This window comes from Curtobacterium sp. VKM Ac-1395, from assembly GCF_015350975.1.
GTDB lineage: Bacteria > Actinomycetota > Actinomycetes > Actinomycetales > Microbacteriaceae > Curtobacterium.
Genome location: NZ_JADKRX010000004.1, coordinates 254,827 through 269,976 on the forward strand (window position 1 = coordinate 254,827; position 15,150 = coordinate 269,976).

Consider the following 15,150-nt stretch of genomic DNA (forward strand, 5'->3'; position numbering starts at 1 on the left):
GGGCGTCGATCGGGGCAGAGCCGCTAGCATCCGGGGATGAGTCGGTTGCGGGTCAAGGACGCGGCGCGGTACCTCGGGGTGAGTGACGACACGGTCCGACGGCTCGTGGACGCCGGCACCTTCTCGCGTCTTTCGGACGACGCCGGTCGCGCGGTGGTCGACGGACGTGAGCTCGCCGTGCACGCGAAGGCCCACGGCGGTGCCCTGCCCGACCCGGCGTCCTCCGTCAGGAGCTCGGCGCGCAACCGCTTCGTCGGGATCGTGACCGAGGTCGTCACGGACACCGTGATGGCGCAGGTCGAGCTGCAGTGCGGGCCGCACCGGGTCGTCTCGCTCATGAGCGCCGAGGCCGTCCGCGACCTCGGGCTCGAGGTCGGGTCCGTGGCCGTCGCCTCGGTCAAGGCCACGATGGTGACGGTGGAGACCCCCGATGACGACGACTGACGGACCAGCCCCGATGCCGGACAGCGAGACCCCGGCCCCGCTCACCCCGGGCCGCCGCCGCCTCGGCTCCCGCACCGCTGCGCTCGACGCCGGTGGTGACCGCACGCTCGGGCGGCTCGCGGCAGCGCGGGTCCTCGTCGTCGGCGCCGGCGGCCTCGGCGCCCCGGTCGTCGCCTACCTCGCGGGCAGCGGCATCGCCCGGCTGACGATCGTCGACCCGGACGTCGTCGACCCGTCGAACCTGGCCCGCCAGACGCTCTTCACGGCGGCGGACGTCGGCCGTCCCAAGGCGCAGGTCGCCGCCGAGCGTGCGGCGGCCGTCGACCCGGAGTGCCGGGTCGACGCCGTCGTCGAGCGGTTCCACGCCGGGTTCGTCGCCGGGCACGACGTGGTCGTCGACGCCGCCGACTCGCTCCTGGTCACCCGGGCGGTGTCGGACGCCTGCGCCGCCGAGCACGTCCCGTTCGTCTGGGGGAGCGCCCTCGGGTACGACGGACAGGTCACCGTGTTCGACGACCGGGTCGTCGACTTTCACGACCTGCACCCCGACGTGCAGCCGGACGAGGGCTCGTGTGCCCTCGACGGCGTCCTGCCCGCCCTCTGCGGTGCCGTCGGCTCGGTGATGGCCGCACAGGTCACCGCCCTGGTCGCCGGACTCGGTGAGCCGCTGCTCGGACGGGTCCTCAGCGTCGACGCCCGCCGGTGGCACTGGACCGAGAGTCCGCTCCGCCGCGGGCCTGCCTCCCACCGTCCCGCGCTGGATGCCCCCTCCGAGGACGCCGTGCTGCCGAGGATCGCGCCGTCCGCCCTCGCTGCCCGGATCGCCGACCCGGCGGACGACGTGCTCGTCGTCGACGTCCGGACGCCGGAGGAGCGCGCGCAGGGTGTCGTGTCGGGTGCCGTCCCGCCGGAGGACCTGCCCGCGGACGACGGGCGCGACGTCGTCGTGGTGTGCGCCCGCGGACCCCGAGCCGTCGCCTGGGCCACCGCCGCGATCGCGTTCGGCCGCAGCGCGGTGGTCCTCGACGGCGGCATGCAGGCATGGGAGCGGGAGGGCCTCCCCACCATCTGAGGCGCAGGTGCGGCTAGTCTGCCGGGAGAGCGACGCGGATGCGTCCCGGAGAGGCCGACCGTGCGCAGCAGGACCACGACCCCGATCGTCGTCGCGGCGGTCAGCCTGGTGCTGCTCACCGGGTGCAGCACCGGCACGAGCCAGGCCAGCAGCACGAGCACGAGCACGAGCACGAGCACGAGCACCGGCAGCATCACCGTGTTCGCCGCCGCGAGCCTGCAGCAGACGTTCACCACGCTCGGCAGGGACTACGAACGCGCCCACCCCGGCACGACGGTGACGTTCTCCTTCGCCGGCTCGAGCGACCTCGTCACGCAGATCCAGAACGGTGCCCCTGCCGACGTGTTCGCGAGCGCCGACGAGCCGAACATGCGGAAGCTCACCGACGCCCACCTGATCGACGGCAGTGCCGAGCCCTTCGCGACGAACTCCCTGCAGATCGCCGTCGCACCCGGCAACCCGGAGCGCATCCACGACCTCGGCGACCTGACCGCGCCCGGCCTGCAGGTCGTGACGTGCGCCGCGCCCGTGCCCTGCGGTGCGGCGACGCAGGAGGTGGAGCAGGCCGCCGGTGTGACGCTGCGCCCGGTCAGCGAGGAGCAGTCGGTCACCGACGTCCTCGGCAAGGTCGAGTCCGGGCAGGCCGATGCCGGCCTGGTCTACGTCACGGACGTCCGCGGCGCAGGCGGCAAGGTCGACGGGGTGGCGTTCGACGCGGCCCGACGTGCGGTCAACACCGACCCGATCGGCGTGGTGCACGGGTCCGCGAACGCCGATCTCGCCCGGTCGTTCAGCGCGTACGTCCGATCGGAGGACGGACAGAAGGTCCTGGCCGCCGCAGGCTTCGGCGCTCCGTGAGGATCCCCTGGTGGCTCCCGGTCCCGGCGGTCCTCGGCGGCCTGTTCGTCGTCGTCCCCGTCCTCGCGATGGTCGGCCGGGTCCAGTGGGGCTCCTTCGCCGCGCTCGTCACGTCCCCGGCCTCGTTGACCGCCCTCGGCCTCAGCCTCGGCACCGCCGCCGCGGCGACGGGCATCGCGTTCGTCCTCGGTCTGCCGCTCGCGGTCGTGTTCTCCCGCGTCCGCTCCCGCTGGGTCGGCGTGGCCCGCGCGGTCGTCCTGCTGCCGCTCGTGCTCCCGCCCGTCGTCGGTGGGCTCGCGCTCCTGGCGGCGTTCGGGAGGCTCGGGCCCCTGGGCGGCTTCCTCGATGCCCACGGCGTCCGGATCGCGTTCACGACGGCCGCGGTCGTGGTGGCGCAGACGTTCGTCGCGATGCCGTTCCTGGTCACCTCGGTCGAGGGTGCCCTCCGCACCAGCGGTGACCGGTACGAGCGGGTCGCCGCGACCCTCGGCGCGGGTCCGACTCGCGTCCTGCTCACCGTCACGCTGCCGCGGGCACTCCCGGGCATCGCCTCCGGCCTGGTGCTCTGCTTCGCCCGGGCGCTCGGGGAGTTCGGTGCGACCCTGACCTTCGCCGGCAGCCTGCAGGGCGTCACGAGGACCCTGCCGCTGGAGATCTACCTGCAGCGCGAGGTCGACCCGGACACCGCGATCGCCCTGGCGCTCGTCCTCGTGGTGGTCGCGGTCGTGGTGATCGGCGCGACGTCCGTCCGCTCGGGTCTCCGGCCGGTGACGACGTGAGCGGTCTGCGCGCCCACGTCGTCCTGCGGGACCGGGACGTCGACGTCACGCTCGAGGTCGGGCCCGACGAGTGCGTCGCCGTGATCGGGCCGAACGGCGCCGGCAAGTCCTCCGTCGTCGAGGCCGTCGCCGGCCTGGTGCACCTCGACGCCGGCACGGTGTCGATCGACGGACGCCGCGTCGACGACGGCCGCCACCGCGTGCCGTCGCACCGCCGCCGGGTCGGCCTGGTCGGACAGCGACCGGACCTGTTCCCGCACCTGTCGGTCGCCGCCAACGTCGCCTACGGTGCGCGGGCCGCCGGTGTGCACGGACGGGAGGCCCGGCTCCGCTCCGACGCGGCCCTGGCGGTCATCGACGCGGTCGCCCTGGCACCGCGGGACCCCGGCTCCCTGTCGGGCGGGCAGGCGCAGCGGGTCGCGATCGCACGGGCACTCGCCGCGGACCCGGCGGTGCTGCTGCTCGACGAACCAACCTCGGCACTCGACGTCGAGGCCCGCGAGCACGTCCGCGCGGCCCTCGCCACGGCGATCACCGGACGTCCGACGGTGCTCGTCACGCACGACCCGATCGAGGTCGTCGCCCTCGCGTCCCGCGTGGTGGTGCTCGAGCACGGCCGGGTCGTCGAGACCGGCACCACCGCCGAGGTCCTCGGCCGTCCGACCAGCGCCTTCGGCGCCGCGTTCTCCGGGCTCGCGCTCGTCCCGGGCACGTCCACGACGACCGGGATCGCGCTCGCCGGCGGGGGTGAGCTGGCGTCGGAGACCGGCACCGAGCCTCCTGGCCGTCCGGTGCTGGCCGCGTACCACCCGACGGCCGCCGTCGTCACACGGGACGGTGCCGGGGTGGCGCGCCGGGTGCGCGCGGTCGAGCCGCGGGACGGACTGGTCCGTGTCCGGGCCGGCGAGCTCGTCGCCGACGTGACCGTGGCCCAGGCGGCACGGCTCGGCCTGGCCAGCGGTGACGCAGTGCGCATCGCGGTGCGGCCGGACGAGGTGGACGTCTACGCCCCACGTCGGTGAACCACCGAGTCGGTGCGCTGGCCGCGTCGGTGACAGGATTGCCGGATGACCTCGAGGATCCTCCGCGCCTGGCCCGTCGGCACCCCGATCATCGCCGCCCTCGTGCTGGTGCCGGCGTTCGTCATGCACGACCTCGGCACGGTGGCGGTCGTGGTCGTCGCCGTGGTGCTCGCCGGGACGATCCTCGCCGCGGTGCACCACGCCGAGGTCGTCGCGCACCGGGTGGGGGAGCCGTTCGGGTCGCTCGTGCTCGCCGTCGCGGTCACGGTCATCGAGGTCGCGCTCATCATCACGCTGTCGAGCTCCGGCGGTCCGAAGGCCGAGACGCTCGCGCGGGACACCGTGTTCTCGGCGGTGATGATCACGATGAACGGGCTCGTCGGGCTCGCGATCCTGATCGGGACGCTGCGGCACAACACCGTGCGCTTCAACCAGGAGGGCGCATCGGCGGCCACCATGACCGTCGCGGCGCTGGCGGTGCTGACGCTCGTGCTGCCGACGTTCACCACCGGCACCGACGACTCGTCGTTCACGACGGCGCAGCTCGTGTTCGTGGCGTTGGCGTCCCTGGCCCTCTACGGCCTGTTCGTCGTCACCCAGACCGTGGCGCACCGGGACTTCTTCCTGCCCGTCAACCGGGCGGGCGGCGTGCTGACCGAGTCCGAGGACGCCCACGCCGAGCGGCCCACCAGCCGTGCGACGCTGACCTCGCTCGGGCTGCTGCTGGTGGCGCTCGTCGCCGTGGTCGGGCTCGCGAAGGTGGAGTCACCCGCGATCGAGGCCGGCGTCGCCGCGGTCGGCTTCCCGCCGTCGTTCGTCGGTGTCGTCATCGCGCTGCTCATCCTGCTGCCCGAGGGGATCGCCGCGTCGAAGGCGGCCGCGCGCAACCGCATCCAGACCAGCCTGAACCTGGCGATGGGGTCCGCGATGGCGTCGATCGGCCTGACGATCCCGGCGATCGCCGTCGCCTCGTTCTTCACCGACGGGGTGCTGCTGCTCGGGCTGGGGTCGGCGCAGATCGTGCTGCTCGCGCTGACGATCGTCGCAGCGGTGCTCACCGTGCTGCCCGGTCGGGCGACGCGGCTGCAGGGTGGCGTGCACCTGGTGATCTTCGCCGCGTTCATCGTCCTGTCGGTCAGCCCGTAGGCGCGGGCGGCTGGGCGCGGGTTCGCGTGGTGCGAGCTTGACCGCGTGGTGCGGGGTGGTACCCGCGCACGGGGCGGTCGACCTCGCACGGGCTGAGGGAGCGCGCACGGTGCGAGGCGGGGGACCGCCGTGCGGCGCGGGTCTCAGCCGCCGGCGAAGGGCGGCATCACGTCGACGAGCCCGACCTCGGCGAGCGAGGTCGACCGGTCACGCGTGGTGACGCCGTCGACCAGGTAGGAGCACCGCTCCTGCAGGGCCGCCCACCGCTCGGCGTCGACCGCGGCCACGCTGCCCAGGGCCTCGGCGAGCGTCGGGGCCTGGGTCGTGGTCTCGTCCGTGCCGACCGCAGCCCGTGCGGCGGCGAAGAACCGGATCGTGGTCATCGTCATCCTCCGATCGCGGACATGCCCCGCGCCGGGTGCACCATGCCGTCCTGGTCGTCGCCGTGGTCACGCGGCTTCGCCCACATCGCGAGCCGCCAGGCGTCGAGGACCTCGGCGTCCGTGGCCCCGGCGCGCATCGGCCCGAGCAGGTCGGCCTCCTCGTCGGAGAACAGGCAGCTGCGGACGTGGCCCTCGGCGGTCAGGCGCGTGCGGGTGCAGTCGGCGCAGAACGACTCGGTGACGCTGGCGATGATGCCGACGGTGCCGAGGTCCTGCCCGGTGGCCCGCGAGACGACCCGGAAGCGCTCGGCCGGGGCGCCGTCGCGCGGGGCGGTGTCCGGCGTCAGCACGTACTCGGCGCTGAGGAGCTCGCGGGTCTCGGCAGCGGTGACCATCGAGGTGCCGTCCCAGGCGTGCCCGGGGTCGAGCGGCATCTGCTCGATGAAGCGCAGTTCGTGGCCGCGCTCCAGGCACCAGGCGAGCAGCTCGGGCGCCAGGTGGTCGTTCACGCCGCGGAGCAGCACCGCGTTGACCTTGACTCCGAGGCCGGCGTCCGCAGCAGCGGCGATGCCGTCGAGGACCCGGGCGAGGAACGGACGCCGGGTCACGGTGGCGAAGACGTCGGGGTCGACGGTGTCGAGCGAGACGTTCACCCGCTCGAGGCCGGCGGCGCGGAGGTCGGCGGCGCGCGAGGCCAGCCCGATCGCGTTCGTCGTCAGCGAGAGCTCGACCCCGAGCGCGGCGCACCGGGCGATGACGTCGACGAGGTCGGCACGGAGCAGCGGCTCGCCCCCGGTGAAGCGGACCTTGCGGACACCGAGGTGGTCGGCACCCAGGCGCACGAGCCGCTCGATCTCGGCCGCGGTCATCAGTGCGTCGGTCGGGATGACGGGCAGTCCCTCGGCCGGCATGCAGTAGGTGCAGCGGAGGTTGCAGCGCTCGGTCAGGGACACCCGGAGGTCCACGGCGCGGCGGCCGAAGCGGTCGACGAGCCCGTCGTCGCCCAGGGGCCGCGGCGGGACCGAGGACTCGGCACGCACGCGGCGGAGCAGCCCGGACGCGGGCAGCACCGAGGAGCCGGGCACAGCCCCGGGCGCCGGAGCAGCCCCAGCGGCCGGAGCCGCAGCGGGGAGGAGCCCCGTCGACGGGAGCGCGCGGGCGGTCATGGCAGCGATGATACGTGCAGCCGCCGGTCCCGGCCGGGGAGCAGCCGGTCCCGCCACCGCACCCAGTCGGACCGCTCGGTGCGGATCAGGGTGACGACGACGATGACGAGCACCGCGCCGCCGAGCCACCAGCGGTAGGCGTCGACGTTCGGCCATTCCCCCCGTACGGCGATCGCGAGCGCGAGCGCCGACCACTCCCACCGGCCGGAGAGCGCCACGAACGGGATGAGCAGCAGGGCGTACCAGGGGTAGCGCGGGGTCACGGCGAGGAACGTCACGCCGATCATCAGCACCTCGCCGGACCACGGCCGGCTCGGGTCGGACAGCCGCCAGGCCAGCACGGCGGCGACGAGCACGGCCAGCCCCACCACGACGGTGCCCGCGTCACCGGGCACGACCAGCGACACGAGGGCGAACCGGGAGCCGTCCTCGTACCCCTCCTCGGTCAGGTAGCCGGGCAGGTACCCGAGGACCTTCGTGCCGGTGGACGCGACGTAGGGCACGTAGAGCAGCCCGAACACCGCGATGCCGACGGGGATCGACCACCAGGCCCGCCATCGCCCGAGGAGCGCCGGGTACACGATCGCCGGGATGAGCTTCGTGCACGTGGCCGCGCCGAGCATGATCCCGCCCCAGATCGGCCGTCCGAACGCGACGAGCACGGCACCACCGGTGGCCAGCGCGGCCCCGACGACGTCGACGTGCGAGTTGGTGACGGCCTCGGCGGCGACGAGCGGGGACCAGGCCCAGATCGCGGCCCACCACAGCGGACGGCCGGTGCGGCGGAGCACCAGGAGCAGGCCGACGGTGATCCCGAGCGAGACGACCAGCCCGGCGAGCTGGAACGGCCAGTACTGCGCGGTCACCGGCACGGCCGACCGGACCAGCGCGAACCACATCTCGGCGAACGGCGGGTAGATCGTGGGCACGTCGACGCGGTTGATCGCGACGCAGTGCCCGTCGGCGCCGTCACCGAGCCCGTGCAGCCGCGGTTTCAGGTTCTCGCACGTCCCGTCGACCTTGTCCGGGAACAGCCAGTCGGGCCGCAGGTGGGCCAACGCCTCGGACTGGGGGGTGTGCGCGTAGGGGGAGACCCCGGCATGCTGCAAGATGCCGTCCCACGAGTACCGCGCCGAGTCGGTGCTCGTGTTCGGTGGCCCGGCCATCGCGGCGATCCCCACCACGAGGGCCCCCGCGAGGACGATGATGGTGACCAGGCGGGCCGGGACGAACCGCAGTGCGACGACCGCGATGACGAAGACCGTCCAAGCGATCAGGGTCCACGCAACGAATGACGTTCGATGACCGGACCGGAGGAACCCCAGATGCGTGACGCCGACGGCGATGACGCCCGCCAGGGCCAGCACGCCGACCACGGCGAGCACGGTCGGGAGCAGATGGCCGTGACGAAGTCGCATGATCCGTCGAGGCTACCGATGCTCCGCCGCCTGCTGGGGGACAGCCGCGCGGTGCTGGCGTCCCCGAACCGGAACGCGCGCTCGGCGGTGGTCTTCGGGCGCCTGCTCGGCATCGCGTTCGTGATCTGCTTCGGCACCGGCCTGTTCAGCCACTTCCTGCAGGACCCCCTGCCGTGGATGCGGTTCCCGACCAGGCCGACGCAGCTCTACCAGTTCACGCAGGGCCTGCACATCACGGCGGGGATCGCGATCATCCCGCTCCTGTTCGCCAAGCTCAACACCGTCATGCCCGCGCTCCTGCAGGACCCGCCCGTGCGCGGTCCGCTGCACCTGCTCGAACGGCTCTCCATCGCGGTCTTCGTGTCCGCAGCGATCGTCCAGGTCGGCACCGGTCTGGTGAACACGTACCAGTGGTACCCGTGGCCGTTCCCGTTCCGTCAGGTGCACTACGCGCTGTCGTACGTGCTCATCGGCTCGCTCGTCATCCACATCGCCACGAAGCTGCCGATCATCGTGCGGTACTGGCGGGCGAGGGACTCCTACGACGCCGAGGGCCGCTTCGTCCGTGACGACACGGTGGGCAGCGAACTGCCCCCGTACGGCCTGGCGCACCCCGCGTCCGCCCCGTACCCCCGGGGGCTCGTGGGTCGCGTCATGCGCTGGGTCGACGGTGCCCCCGCTGCCAGCACGACCGGCGGGGCGGAGCCGTCCCGAGCCTCCCGTCCGGATGACGAGTCTCGGCCTGGCGGCCAGGATGCAGCGGACCCCGCGCGGAATCTGTCCCCGGAGCCGAGTCTCGGCGTGCGTGCCGGTCGACGCGAGCGGATCGCCCGACGCGGCTTCTTCGCCGGGGTCGCGGCGGCCACCGCCGGCGTCGTCGTGCTGACCGTCGGCCAATCGTCGAAGCTCGGCGAGCCGTTCAACGTCTTCGCGCCGCGGCAACGTGGACGCGGTCCGGCCGGACTGCCGGTGAACCGCACCGCGCGTGCCGCCGGGGTGCTCGCCACCGCGACGGCCGCCGACTGGACCCTCACCGTCGTCGGGCCGCGCCTGACGCGGACGTTCTCGCGGGCGGAGCTCGTCGCGCTCGGCATGACCGAGGTGGCCCTGCCGATCTCCTGCGTCGAAGGGTGGAGCCAGATGGCCAGGTGGAAGGGCATCCGGATGCGTGACCTGCTCGCGACCGTGCAGGCGGAGCCGTCCTCGGAGGTCCGTGTGACGAGCCTCGAGCGCCACGGCGGCTACCGGATCATGGACATGGGGCCGGAGTACGCAGCGGACCCGACGACGCTCGTCGCGCTCGAGCTGAACGGTGCGACGCTCGACCTCGACCACGGGTTCCCGGCGCGCATCATCGCTCCCGGACGGCCCGGCGTGCTGCAGACCAAGTGGATCGAGCGGATCGAGGTGCGCTCGTGAGGGCCATGCGGATCGTGCTCGTCGTCCTCGGCGTGCTGGTGCTGGCGTTCGGCGCGTACGTCCTCGTGACGACCGTCAAGCCGAACCGCATCGGCGGGCTCGCGGTCTGGCTCATCGCGGCGGTGGTCCTGCACGACGCGATCCTGTCGCCGTTCGTGGTGCTCGTCGGCCTCGGGCTGCGGCGGGCCGGTCGGGCGCTGCGCGTCTGGGTGCTGGTCGTCGTGCAGACCGCGGTCGTACTCGGCAGCGTGCTCGCCCTGGTGGTCGTGCCGGAGATCGCGGCGAAGGCCCACGGGGCGAAGAACCCGACGGTCGTGCCCTTCGACTACACGGGCCGGCTGCTGCTCGTCGAGGGCGTGCTGCTCGTCGTCGTGGTCGCCGCGCTGGTCATCGGGTTCGTGACGGCACGGAGATCCGCCGGAACAGTGGTTGAATCGACAACCATTTCGTAGGATGGGGTCATGACCGACGAGACGCCCTGGCTGACGCGCGAGCAGCTGCGTGCCTGGATGAAGCTCGTCGCCGTCATGGAGCTCCTGCCGGCGGCGCTCGACCAGCAGCTGCAGCGGGACGCCGACCTGACGCACTTCGACTACATGGTCATCGCGATGCTCTCGGAGACCGACACCCGGACGCTCCGGATGTCGGCGCTCGCCTCGGCCACGAACGCCTCGCTGCCGCGGCTGTCCCACGTGGTGTCCCGGCTCGAGAAGCGCGGGCTGGTGTCGCGGTGCCCGTCCGTGGACGACCGCCGGGCCACCGACGTCCGCCTGACCGACGCGGGGTACGCCACGATCGTCGAGGCCGCGCCCGACCACGTCCGCACGGCACGTCGGTTCGTCATCGACGCCCTGTCCGAGGAACAGGTCGTGCAGCTCGACGGGATCGCGAAGTCCCTCCTGACGACGCTCGACCCCGACGGGCGGTTCGCGGCGCTGACGTACCCGCGCGACGAGGACGACACCGCGTTGTGCGAAGCGCGGCTCACCGGGCAATAGGCTCGGCGGCATGAGCCAGCCCGAGGTCGAGTCCGACACGTACAGCTACCTCGGACCGGCCGGCACGTTCACCGAGGCGGCCCTGAAGCTCGTCGACGCCGCGGCCGGCAAGCCCTGGCGGAGCGTCAACAACGTCGGCGAGGCCCTCGACGACGTGATGTCCGGCCGCTCGGTCGGTGCCGTCATCGCGATCGAGAACAGCGTCGACGGCGGGGTCAGCGCCACGCAGGACGCCCTCGCCCGGATCCCCGGCGTGCGCATCGTGGGGGAGTACCTGGTCCCCGTGGACTTCGTGCTCGTCGCCCGGCACGGCACCGCGCTCGCCGACGTCCGCACGGTGAACGCGCACCCCGTCGCCTACGCCCAGACGCACCGCTGGCTCGAGGCCAACGTGCCCGGGCACGGCCACATCCCGGCGTCCTCGAACGTCGCCGCCGCCGTGGCGCTGCTCGACGCGGTCCCGACCGCCGACGCCGCAGTCGCCCCGCCCGGCATCACCGACCACCACGACCTGGCCGTGCTCGCGGAGTCGATCGGCGACAACAGCAGCGCGGTGACGCGGTTCGTCCTGGTGTCGAAGACGCTCTCGATCCCCGAGCGCACCGGTTCGGACAAGACGAGCGTCATCGTCGAGCTGCCCGCCGACCACCCAGGCGCCCTCGTCGACATGCTCGAGCAGTTCGCCACCAGGGGCATCAACATGGGGCTGCTGTCCTCGCGGCCGATCGGTGACGAGCTCGGTCGCTACCGGTTCGTCATCGACCTCGACGGCCACGTGCGCGACGAACGGGTCGCCGACGCCCTGCTCGGGCTGCGCCGCTTCAGCCCCCGCGTGACGTTCCTCGGGTCGTACCCGCGAGCCGACCGGCAGGAGACCGAGGTGTCCCTGCGCTACTCGGACGCCGCGTTCGTCGATGCCCGCGCATGGCTCCAGGCGATCCTGTCCGGCGAACCCGACGAGCGCTGACGCACCGACGCCCGCCGGGCACCCCGCGCATGCGCCCAGCCGTCAGCGGCGGTGCGCGCCCCGCACCTGCCGCGTCGAGCGTGTCTGGTCCTCGGGCCCGGCGACCTTGACACGCAGCCCGCCGGCGTCGATCTCGGCGCGGAAGGCCACGACCTCGCCCACCGGGTCGCCGTCGATCTCGAACTCGTCCGGACGCTCGAGCCGTGCGGTGAACTCCTCGCCGCGCAGGTAGCGCAGCGGGCGCTCCTCGCGGGCACGCGTCGTGATGCGCTTGCCGATCGCCGTCTGGCCGAGGGCGGACCGGCGGAACGACCGCAGGATCGCGTTCTCCCACAGCATGCGTGCGGCGATCCGGACCCAGCCGAAGAAGCCACGGGGGCGCATGACGACGATGTCGAACACGCCGTCGTCGATCTCGGCGTCGGGCAGCAGCGTCGCGCCGGCCTGCAGCATGCCGCAGTTGCCGACGATCAGGGAGTGTGCGCGCACCGAGCGGTTGCCCTCGCCGTCCAGGCGGTACCGGAACTCGAACGCGTCGGCGTCCCGCAGCGAGCGGATCAACGAGTCGACGTAGGCGAGCCAGCCGACCTTCTTCTTCAGCTCGGGCTTCGTGTTCGCGAGCATCCGGGCGTCGAGCCCGAGGCCGGCCATCACCAGGAAGCCGAACTCCTCGCGCGCACCGTCCGGACGCTCGACACGCACGGTGCCGAAGTCGATGGCGCGTTCCTCGCCGTGGAACATCGTGTGGACGCTCGCGCGGAGGTCGTCGACCGGCGCGGGGATGTTCCGCGCGAGCAGGTTGCCCGTGCCGCTCGGCAGCAGGGCGAGGGCCGCGTCGGAGCCGTGCACGACCTCGGCCACGGCGCGGACGGTGCCGTCACCACCGGCGGCAGCGATGACGTCGACGCCGGACGCGAGGGCCTCGCGGGTCATCCCGCCGCCCGGGTCCTCCTCCGAGGTCTCGAACCACAGGGTCTCGTTCCAGCCCGCTTCGCGCTGGTGCTGCTCGACCGTCTGCTGCAGCTTCGGCAGGTCCACCTTGACCGGGTTGTAGATGACTGCGGCGGTCTGCCGCTCTGGGGCGAGGGCGTCCGGACGCGTGGACGCGGTCTCCGAGGGCGATGACATGCAACAGACGGTACCGGGCCGGGCCTGTGGAGCGCGCGCCGTCCCGCGGTCTGGACACGGGGCGGACGGGAGGCTCGTGCCGGGGCCGCCCCGAGCCTCCAGTCCGCCCCTGGCTAGGATGGGACCGTGATCGACCCACAGCTGCTGCGCGACGAACCCGATGTCATCAAGGCCTCACAGGCTGCGCGCGGCGCCTCCGTCGACGTCGTCGACGAGGCCGTCGCCGCCGACGCCGCCAGGCGGAGTGCGATCACGTCGTACGAGGCCCTGCGCGCCGAGCAGAACGCGTTCGGCAAGACCGTCGCCAAGGCCCCGAAGGACGAGAAGGCCGCGCTCGTGCAGCAGGCCCAGGCGCTCGCCGCCGGGGTGAAGGAGGCCCAGGCCACCGCGACCGCCGCCGAGGAGACCTTCAACCGCGTCGTCCGCGCGATCCCCAACGTCGTCCTGCCCGGTGTCCCCGCCGGCGGCGAGGACGACTTCGTCACGCTGCGCACCGTCGGCACCAAGCCGGAGTTCGACTTCGAGCCGAAGGACCACGCCGACCTCGGTGAGGCCCTCGACATCATCGACATCGCCCGCGGTGTCAAGGTCTCCGGATCGCGCTTCTACTTCCTCAAGGGCCTCGGCGCCCGGCTCGAGATCGCGCTGATGTCCCTCGGGCTCGACCGTGCGGTCCAGCACGGGTTCGTCCCGCTCATCACGCCCACGCTCGTGCGCCCCGAGACGATGGCCGGCACCGGCTTCCTCGGTGAGCACGCGGCCGAGGTCTACCGACTCGAAGCCGACGACCTCTACCTGACCGGCACGAGCGAGGTGGCCCTGGCCGGCTACCACGCCGACGAGATCCTGGCGTTCCCGGACGGCGACGACCAGGCGCTCCGCTACGCCGGCTGGTCGACCTGCTACCGACGCGAAGCCGGGTCGGCGGGCCGCGACAACCGCGGGATCCTGCGCGTGCACCAGTTCAACAAGCTCGAGATGTTCTCCTACGTCCACCCGGACCAGGCCGACGCCGAACACGCCAAGCTCATGGCGTACCAGGAGTCGATGCTGCAGGACCTCGGGCTGCACTACCGCGTGATCGAGACCGCCGCCGGCGACCTCGGCACGAGTGCGGCGCGCAAGTACGACCTCGAGGCCTGGGTCCCCACGCAGGGCACCTTCCGCGAGCTCACCTCGACGTCGAACTGCACCACGTTCCAGGCCCGTCGCCTCGACATCCGCTACCGCACCGAGAGCGGCAAGACGGCCCCGGTCGCCACCCTGAACGGCACGCTCGCCACCACGCGCTGGCTCGTCGCGATCCTCGAGACCCACCAGCAGGCGGACGGCACGGTCGTCGTGCCCGAGGTCCTGCGCCCGTACCTCGGCGGCGTCGAGGTGATCGAACCCCGATGACCAGCACACCCGGATCGTCGTCGTCCCACGGGTCGGCTGCCGCCACGCGCGTCAAGCGCTGGCTCGTCGCGCTCGACATCGACGGCACCGTGATGCGCGAGGACGGCGTCGTCACCCAGGCCACCGTCGACGCCATCCAGGCTGCAGCGGCCGCGGGGCACGAGGTCATGCTCTCCACCGGTCGCAGCGAGGGCATGACCGTGCCCGTGCTCGAGAAGATCGGCATCCAGCCCGAGTACCTGGTCTGTGCCAACGGCGCCGTCACCCTCCGCCGGTCCAGTGCCCCCGGTGCGATCGACGGCTACGTGCGTGTCCACGTCGAGACCTTCGACCCGACCGACGTCCTGCAGACCATCCGCGGCGCCCTGGCGAACGGCGCGTACGGCGTGGAGTCGCCCGACGGCCGCTACCTGCTCTCCGGGCAGTTCCCCGACGACGCCATGACCAAGCACGGCGACCACGTGCCGTTCGAGCAGCTGCTCGGCGTGCAGGCCACCCGGGTCGTGGTGATCTCGCCGGAGCACGGTCTCGAGGAGTTCCTGCAGATCGTCGACCGGATGGGCCTGCACAAGGTCTCGTACAACGTCGGCTGGACCGCCTGGCTCGACATCGCTCCCGAGGGCGTGACGAAGGCCACCGCGATGGAACGTGTGCGCGAGTGGTTCGACATCCCGCGCTCCCGGGTGTTCGCCGCCGGTGACGGCCGCAACGACATCGACATGCTGCGGTGGGCGTCCACGTCCGGCCGCGGGGTCGCGATGGGGCAGGCCCCGTCCGACGTGGTCGACGCCGCGAGCGAGGTCACCGGGGGCGTCACGGACGACGGCCTGGCGGCTGCGCTCGACACGCTGCCGCGGTAGCGCTCGGTCCTGGCTGGTCCTGGCTGGTCCTGGCTGGTCCTGGCTGGTCCTGGCTGGTCCTGGCTGGTCCTGGCTGGTCCTGGCTGGTCCTG

General features: G+C 72.9%; 16 protein-coding genes. 12 read left to right on the forward strand and 4 right to left on the reverse strand.

Going from position 1 to position 15,150, the window contains the following annotated elements:
* Positions 1-36 precede the first annotated feature (36 nt).
* Genes ITJ68_RS12830 through ITJ68_RS12855 form a run of 6 tightly spaced genes read left to right on the forward strand, consistent with a single transcriptional unit; the run spans position 37 to position 5,321 of the window.
* The gene (locus tag ITJ68_RS12830) at positions 37-444 is read left to right on the forward strand and encodes a TOBE domain-containing protein (protein WP_194661646.1); all 408 of its coding nucleotides are present in this window, start codon (positions 37-39) and stop codon (positions 442-444) included.
* A complete protein-coding gene (locus ITJ68_RS12835; RefSeq protein ID WP_194661647.1) occupies positions 431-1,516 on the forward strand; it encodes a HesA/MoeB/ThiF family protein in 1,086 nt (361 codons plus the stop codon). Before ITJ68_RS12830 ends, ITJ68_RS12835 begins: the two co-directional genes overlap by 14 nt.
* A 60-nt stretch (positions 1,517-1,576) precedes the next feature.
* The gene (gene modA / locus ITJ68_RS12840) at positions 1,577-2,374 is read left to right on the forward strand and encodes a molybdate ABC transporter substrate-binding protein (RefSeq protein ID WP_194661648.1); all 798 of its coding nucleotides are present in this window, start codon (positions 1,577-1,579) and stop codon (positions 2,372-2,374) included.
* Positions 2,371-3,153 carry an ABC transporter permease gene (locus ITJ68_RS12845; protein ID WP_194661649.1) on the forward strand — a complete coding sequence of 261 codons (783 nt, stop codon included), beginning with the start codon at positions 2,371-2,373 and terminating at the stop codon, positions 3,151-3,153. Before modA ends, ITJ68_RS12845 begins: the two co-directional genes overlap by 4 nt.
* Entirely contained in the window at positions 3,150-4,175 is a 1,026-nt protein-coding gene (locus tag ITJ68_RS12850; protein WP_323743316.1) for an ABC transporter ATP-binding protein, read from the forward strand. The genes ITJ68_RS12845 and ITJ68_RS12850 overlap by 4 nt, the downstream gene beginning before the upstream one ends.
* Positions 4,176-4,220: 45 nt before the next feature.
* The gene (locus ITJ68_RS12855) at positions 4,221-5,321 is read left to right on the forward strand and encodes a calcium:proton antiporter (protein WP_194661650.1); all 1,101 of its coding nucleotides are present in this window, start codon (positions 4,221-4,223) and stop codon (positions 5,319-5,321) included.
* Between the two features lie 143 nt (positions 5,322-5,464).
* On the opposite strand, the gene ITJ68_RS12860 is transcribed toward ITJ68_RS12855, so the two are convergent.
* From ITJ68_RS12860 to ITJ68_RS12870, 3 genes are read right to left on the reverse strand one after another with little or no spacing between them, the layout of a single operon-like run.
* Positions 5,465-5,704 carry a MoaD/ThiS family protein gene (locus tag ITJ68_RS12860; protein WP_228505475.1) on the reverse strand — a complete coding sequence of 80 codons (240 nt, stop codon included), beginning with the start codon at positions 5,702-5,704 and terminating at the stop codon, positions 5,465-5,467.
* Between the two features lie 2 nt (positions 5,705-5,706).
* Positions 5,707-6,870, reverse strand: a complete 1,164-nt coding sequence (gene moaA / locus ITJ68_RS12865; protein WP_194661652.1) for a GTP 3',8-cyclase MoaA — start codon at positions 6,868-6,870, stop codon at positions 5,707-5,709.
* Positions 6,867-8,255 (reverse strand): glycosyltransferase 87 family protein, encoded by a 1,389-nt coding sequence (locus tag ITJ68_RS12870; RefSeq protein WP_194661653.1) that lies wholly within the window; start codon positions 8,253-8,255, stop codon positions 6,867-6,869. Before ITJ68_RS12870 ends, moaA begins: the two co-directional genes overlap by 4 nt.
* On the opposite strand from ITJ68_RS12870, the gene ITJ68_RS12875 reads away from it, so the two are divergent.
* The 4 genes from ITJ68_RS12875 to pheA are packed head-to-tail and all read left to right on the forward strand — an operon-like array spanning position 8,196 to position 11,672.
* Complete coding sequence (locus tag ITJ68_RS12875; protein WP_194661654.1) at positions 8,196-9,707, forward strand: molybdopterin-dependent oxidoreductase; 1,512 nt, start codon at positions 8,196-8,198, stop codon at positions 9,705-9,707. The genes ITJ68_RS12870 and ITJ68_RS12875 overlap by 60 nt on opposite strands.
* Positions 9,704-10,159: a hypothetical protein gene (locus tag ITJ68_RS12880; RefSeq protein WP_194661655.1), complete on the forward strand. Its 456-nt coding sequence runs from the start codon at positions 9,704-9,706 to the stop codon at positions 10,157-10,159. Before ITJ68_RS12875 ends, ITJ68_RS12880 begins: the two co-directional genes overlap by 4 nt.
* A 9-nt stretch (positions 10,160-10,168) precedes the next feature.
* Positions 10,169-10,705, forward strand: coding sequence for a MarR family winged helix-turn-helix transcriptional regulator (locus tag ITJ68_RS12885; protein ID WP_194661656.1), 537 nt, complete (start codon positions 10,169-10,171; stop codon positions 10,703-10,705).
* Between the two features lie 10 nt (positions 10,706-10,715).
* A complete protein-coding gene (gene pheA, locus ITJ68_RS12890; protein ID WP_194661657.1) occupies positions 10,716-11,672 on the forward strand; it encodes a prephenate dehydratase in 957 nt (318 codons plus the stop codon).
* A 42-nt stretch (positions 11,673-11,714) separates the two neighbouring features.
* On the opposite strand, the gene ITJ68_RS12895 is transcribed toward pheA, so the two are convergent.
* Positions 11,715-12,800 (reverse strand): diacylglycerol/lipid kinase family protein, encoded by a 1,086-nt coding sequence (locus tag ITJ68_RS12895; RefSeq protein ID WP_194661658.1) that lies wholly within the window; start codon positions 12,798-12,800, stop codon positions 11,715-11,717.
* A gap of 126 nt (positions 12,801-12,926) precedes the next feature.
* Between ITJ68_RS12895 and serS the strand changes: the two genes are divergently transcribed.
* Both serS and ITJ68_RS12905 read left to right on the forward strand, forming a co-directional pair.
* Positions 12,927-14,198, forward strand: a complete 1,272-nt coding sequence (gene serS, locus ITJ68_RS12900; protein WP_194661659.1) for a serine--tRNA ligase — start codon at positions 12,927-12,929, stop codon at positions 14,196-14,198.
* The gene (locus ITJ68_RS12905) at positions 14,195-15,058 is read left to right on the forward strand and encodes an HAD family hydrolase (RefSeq protein WP_194661660.1); all 864 of its coding nucleotides are present in this window, start codon (positions 14,195-14,197) and stop codon (positions 15,056-15,058) included. The genes serS and ITJ68_RS12905 overlap by 4 nt, the downstream gene beginning before the upstream one ends.
* The last annotated feature ends 92 nt before the right edge of the window (positions 15,059-15,150 follow it).

What these genes read in the sequence shown, in the direction of transcription:
- ITJ68_RS12830 (WP_194661646.1), top strand. Translation starts at nt 37, where the DNA reads ATGAGTCGGTTGCGGGTCAAGGACGCGGCGCGGTACCTCGGGGTGAGT.
- ITJ68_RS12835 (WP_194661647.1), top strand. Translation starts at nt 431, where the DNA reads ATGACGACGACTGACGGACCAGCCCCGATGCCGGACAGCGAGACCCCG.
- ITJ68_RS12855 (WP_194661650.1), top strand. Translation starts at nt 4,221, where the DNA reads ATGACCTCGAGGATCCTCCGCGCCTGGCCCGTCGGCACCCCGATCATC.
- ITJ68_RS12860 (WP_228505475.1), bottom strand. Translation starts at nt 5,704, where the DNA reads ATGACCACGATCCGGTTCTTCGCCGCCGCACGGGCTGCGGTCGGCACG.
- moaA (WP_194661652.1), bottom strand. Translation starts at nt 6,870, where the DNA reads ATGACCGCCCGCGCGCTCCCGTCGACGGGGCTCCTCCCCGCTGCGGCT.
- ITJ68_RS12875 (WP_194661654.1), top strand. Translation starts at nt 8,196, where the DNA reads ATGCGTGACGCCGACGGCGATGACGCCCGCCAGGGCCAGCACGCCGAC.
- ITJ68_RS12885 (WP_194661656.1), top strand. Translation starts at nt 10,169, where the DNA reads ATGACCGACGAGACGCCCTGGCTGACGCGCGAGCAGCTGCGTGCCTGG.
- pheA (WP_194661657.1), top strand. Translation starts at nt 10,716, where the DNA reads ATGAGCCAGCCCGAGGTCGAGTCCGACACGTACAGCTACCTCGGACCG.
- ITJ68_RS12895 (WP_194661658.1), bottom strand. Translation starts at nt 12,800, where the DNA reads ATGTCATCGCCCTCGGAGACCGCGTCCACGCGTCCGGACGCCCTCGCC.
- ITJ68_RS12905 (WP_194661660.1), top strand. Translation starts at nt 14,195, where the DNA reads ATGACCAGCACACCCGGATCGTCGTCGTCCCACGGGTCGGCTGCCGCC.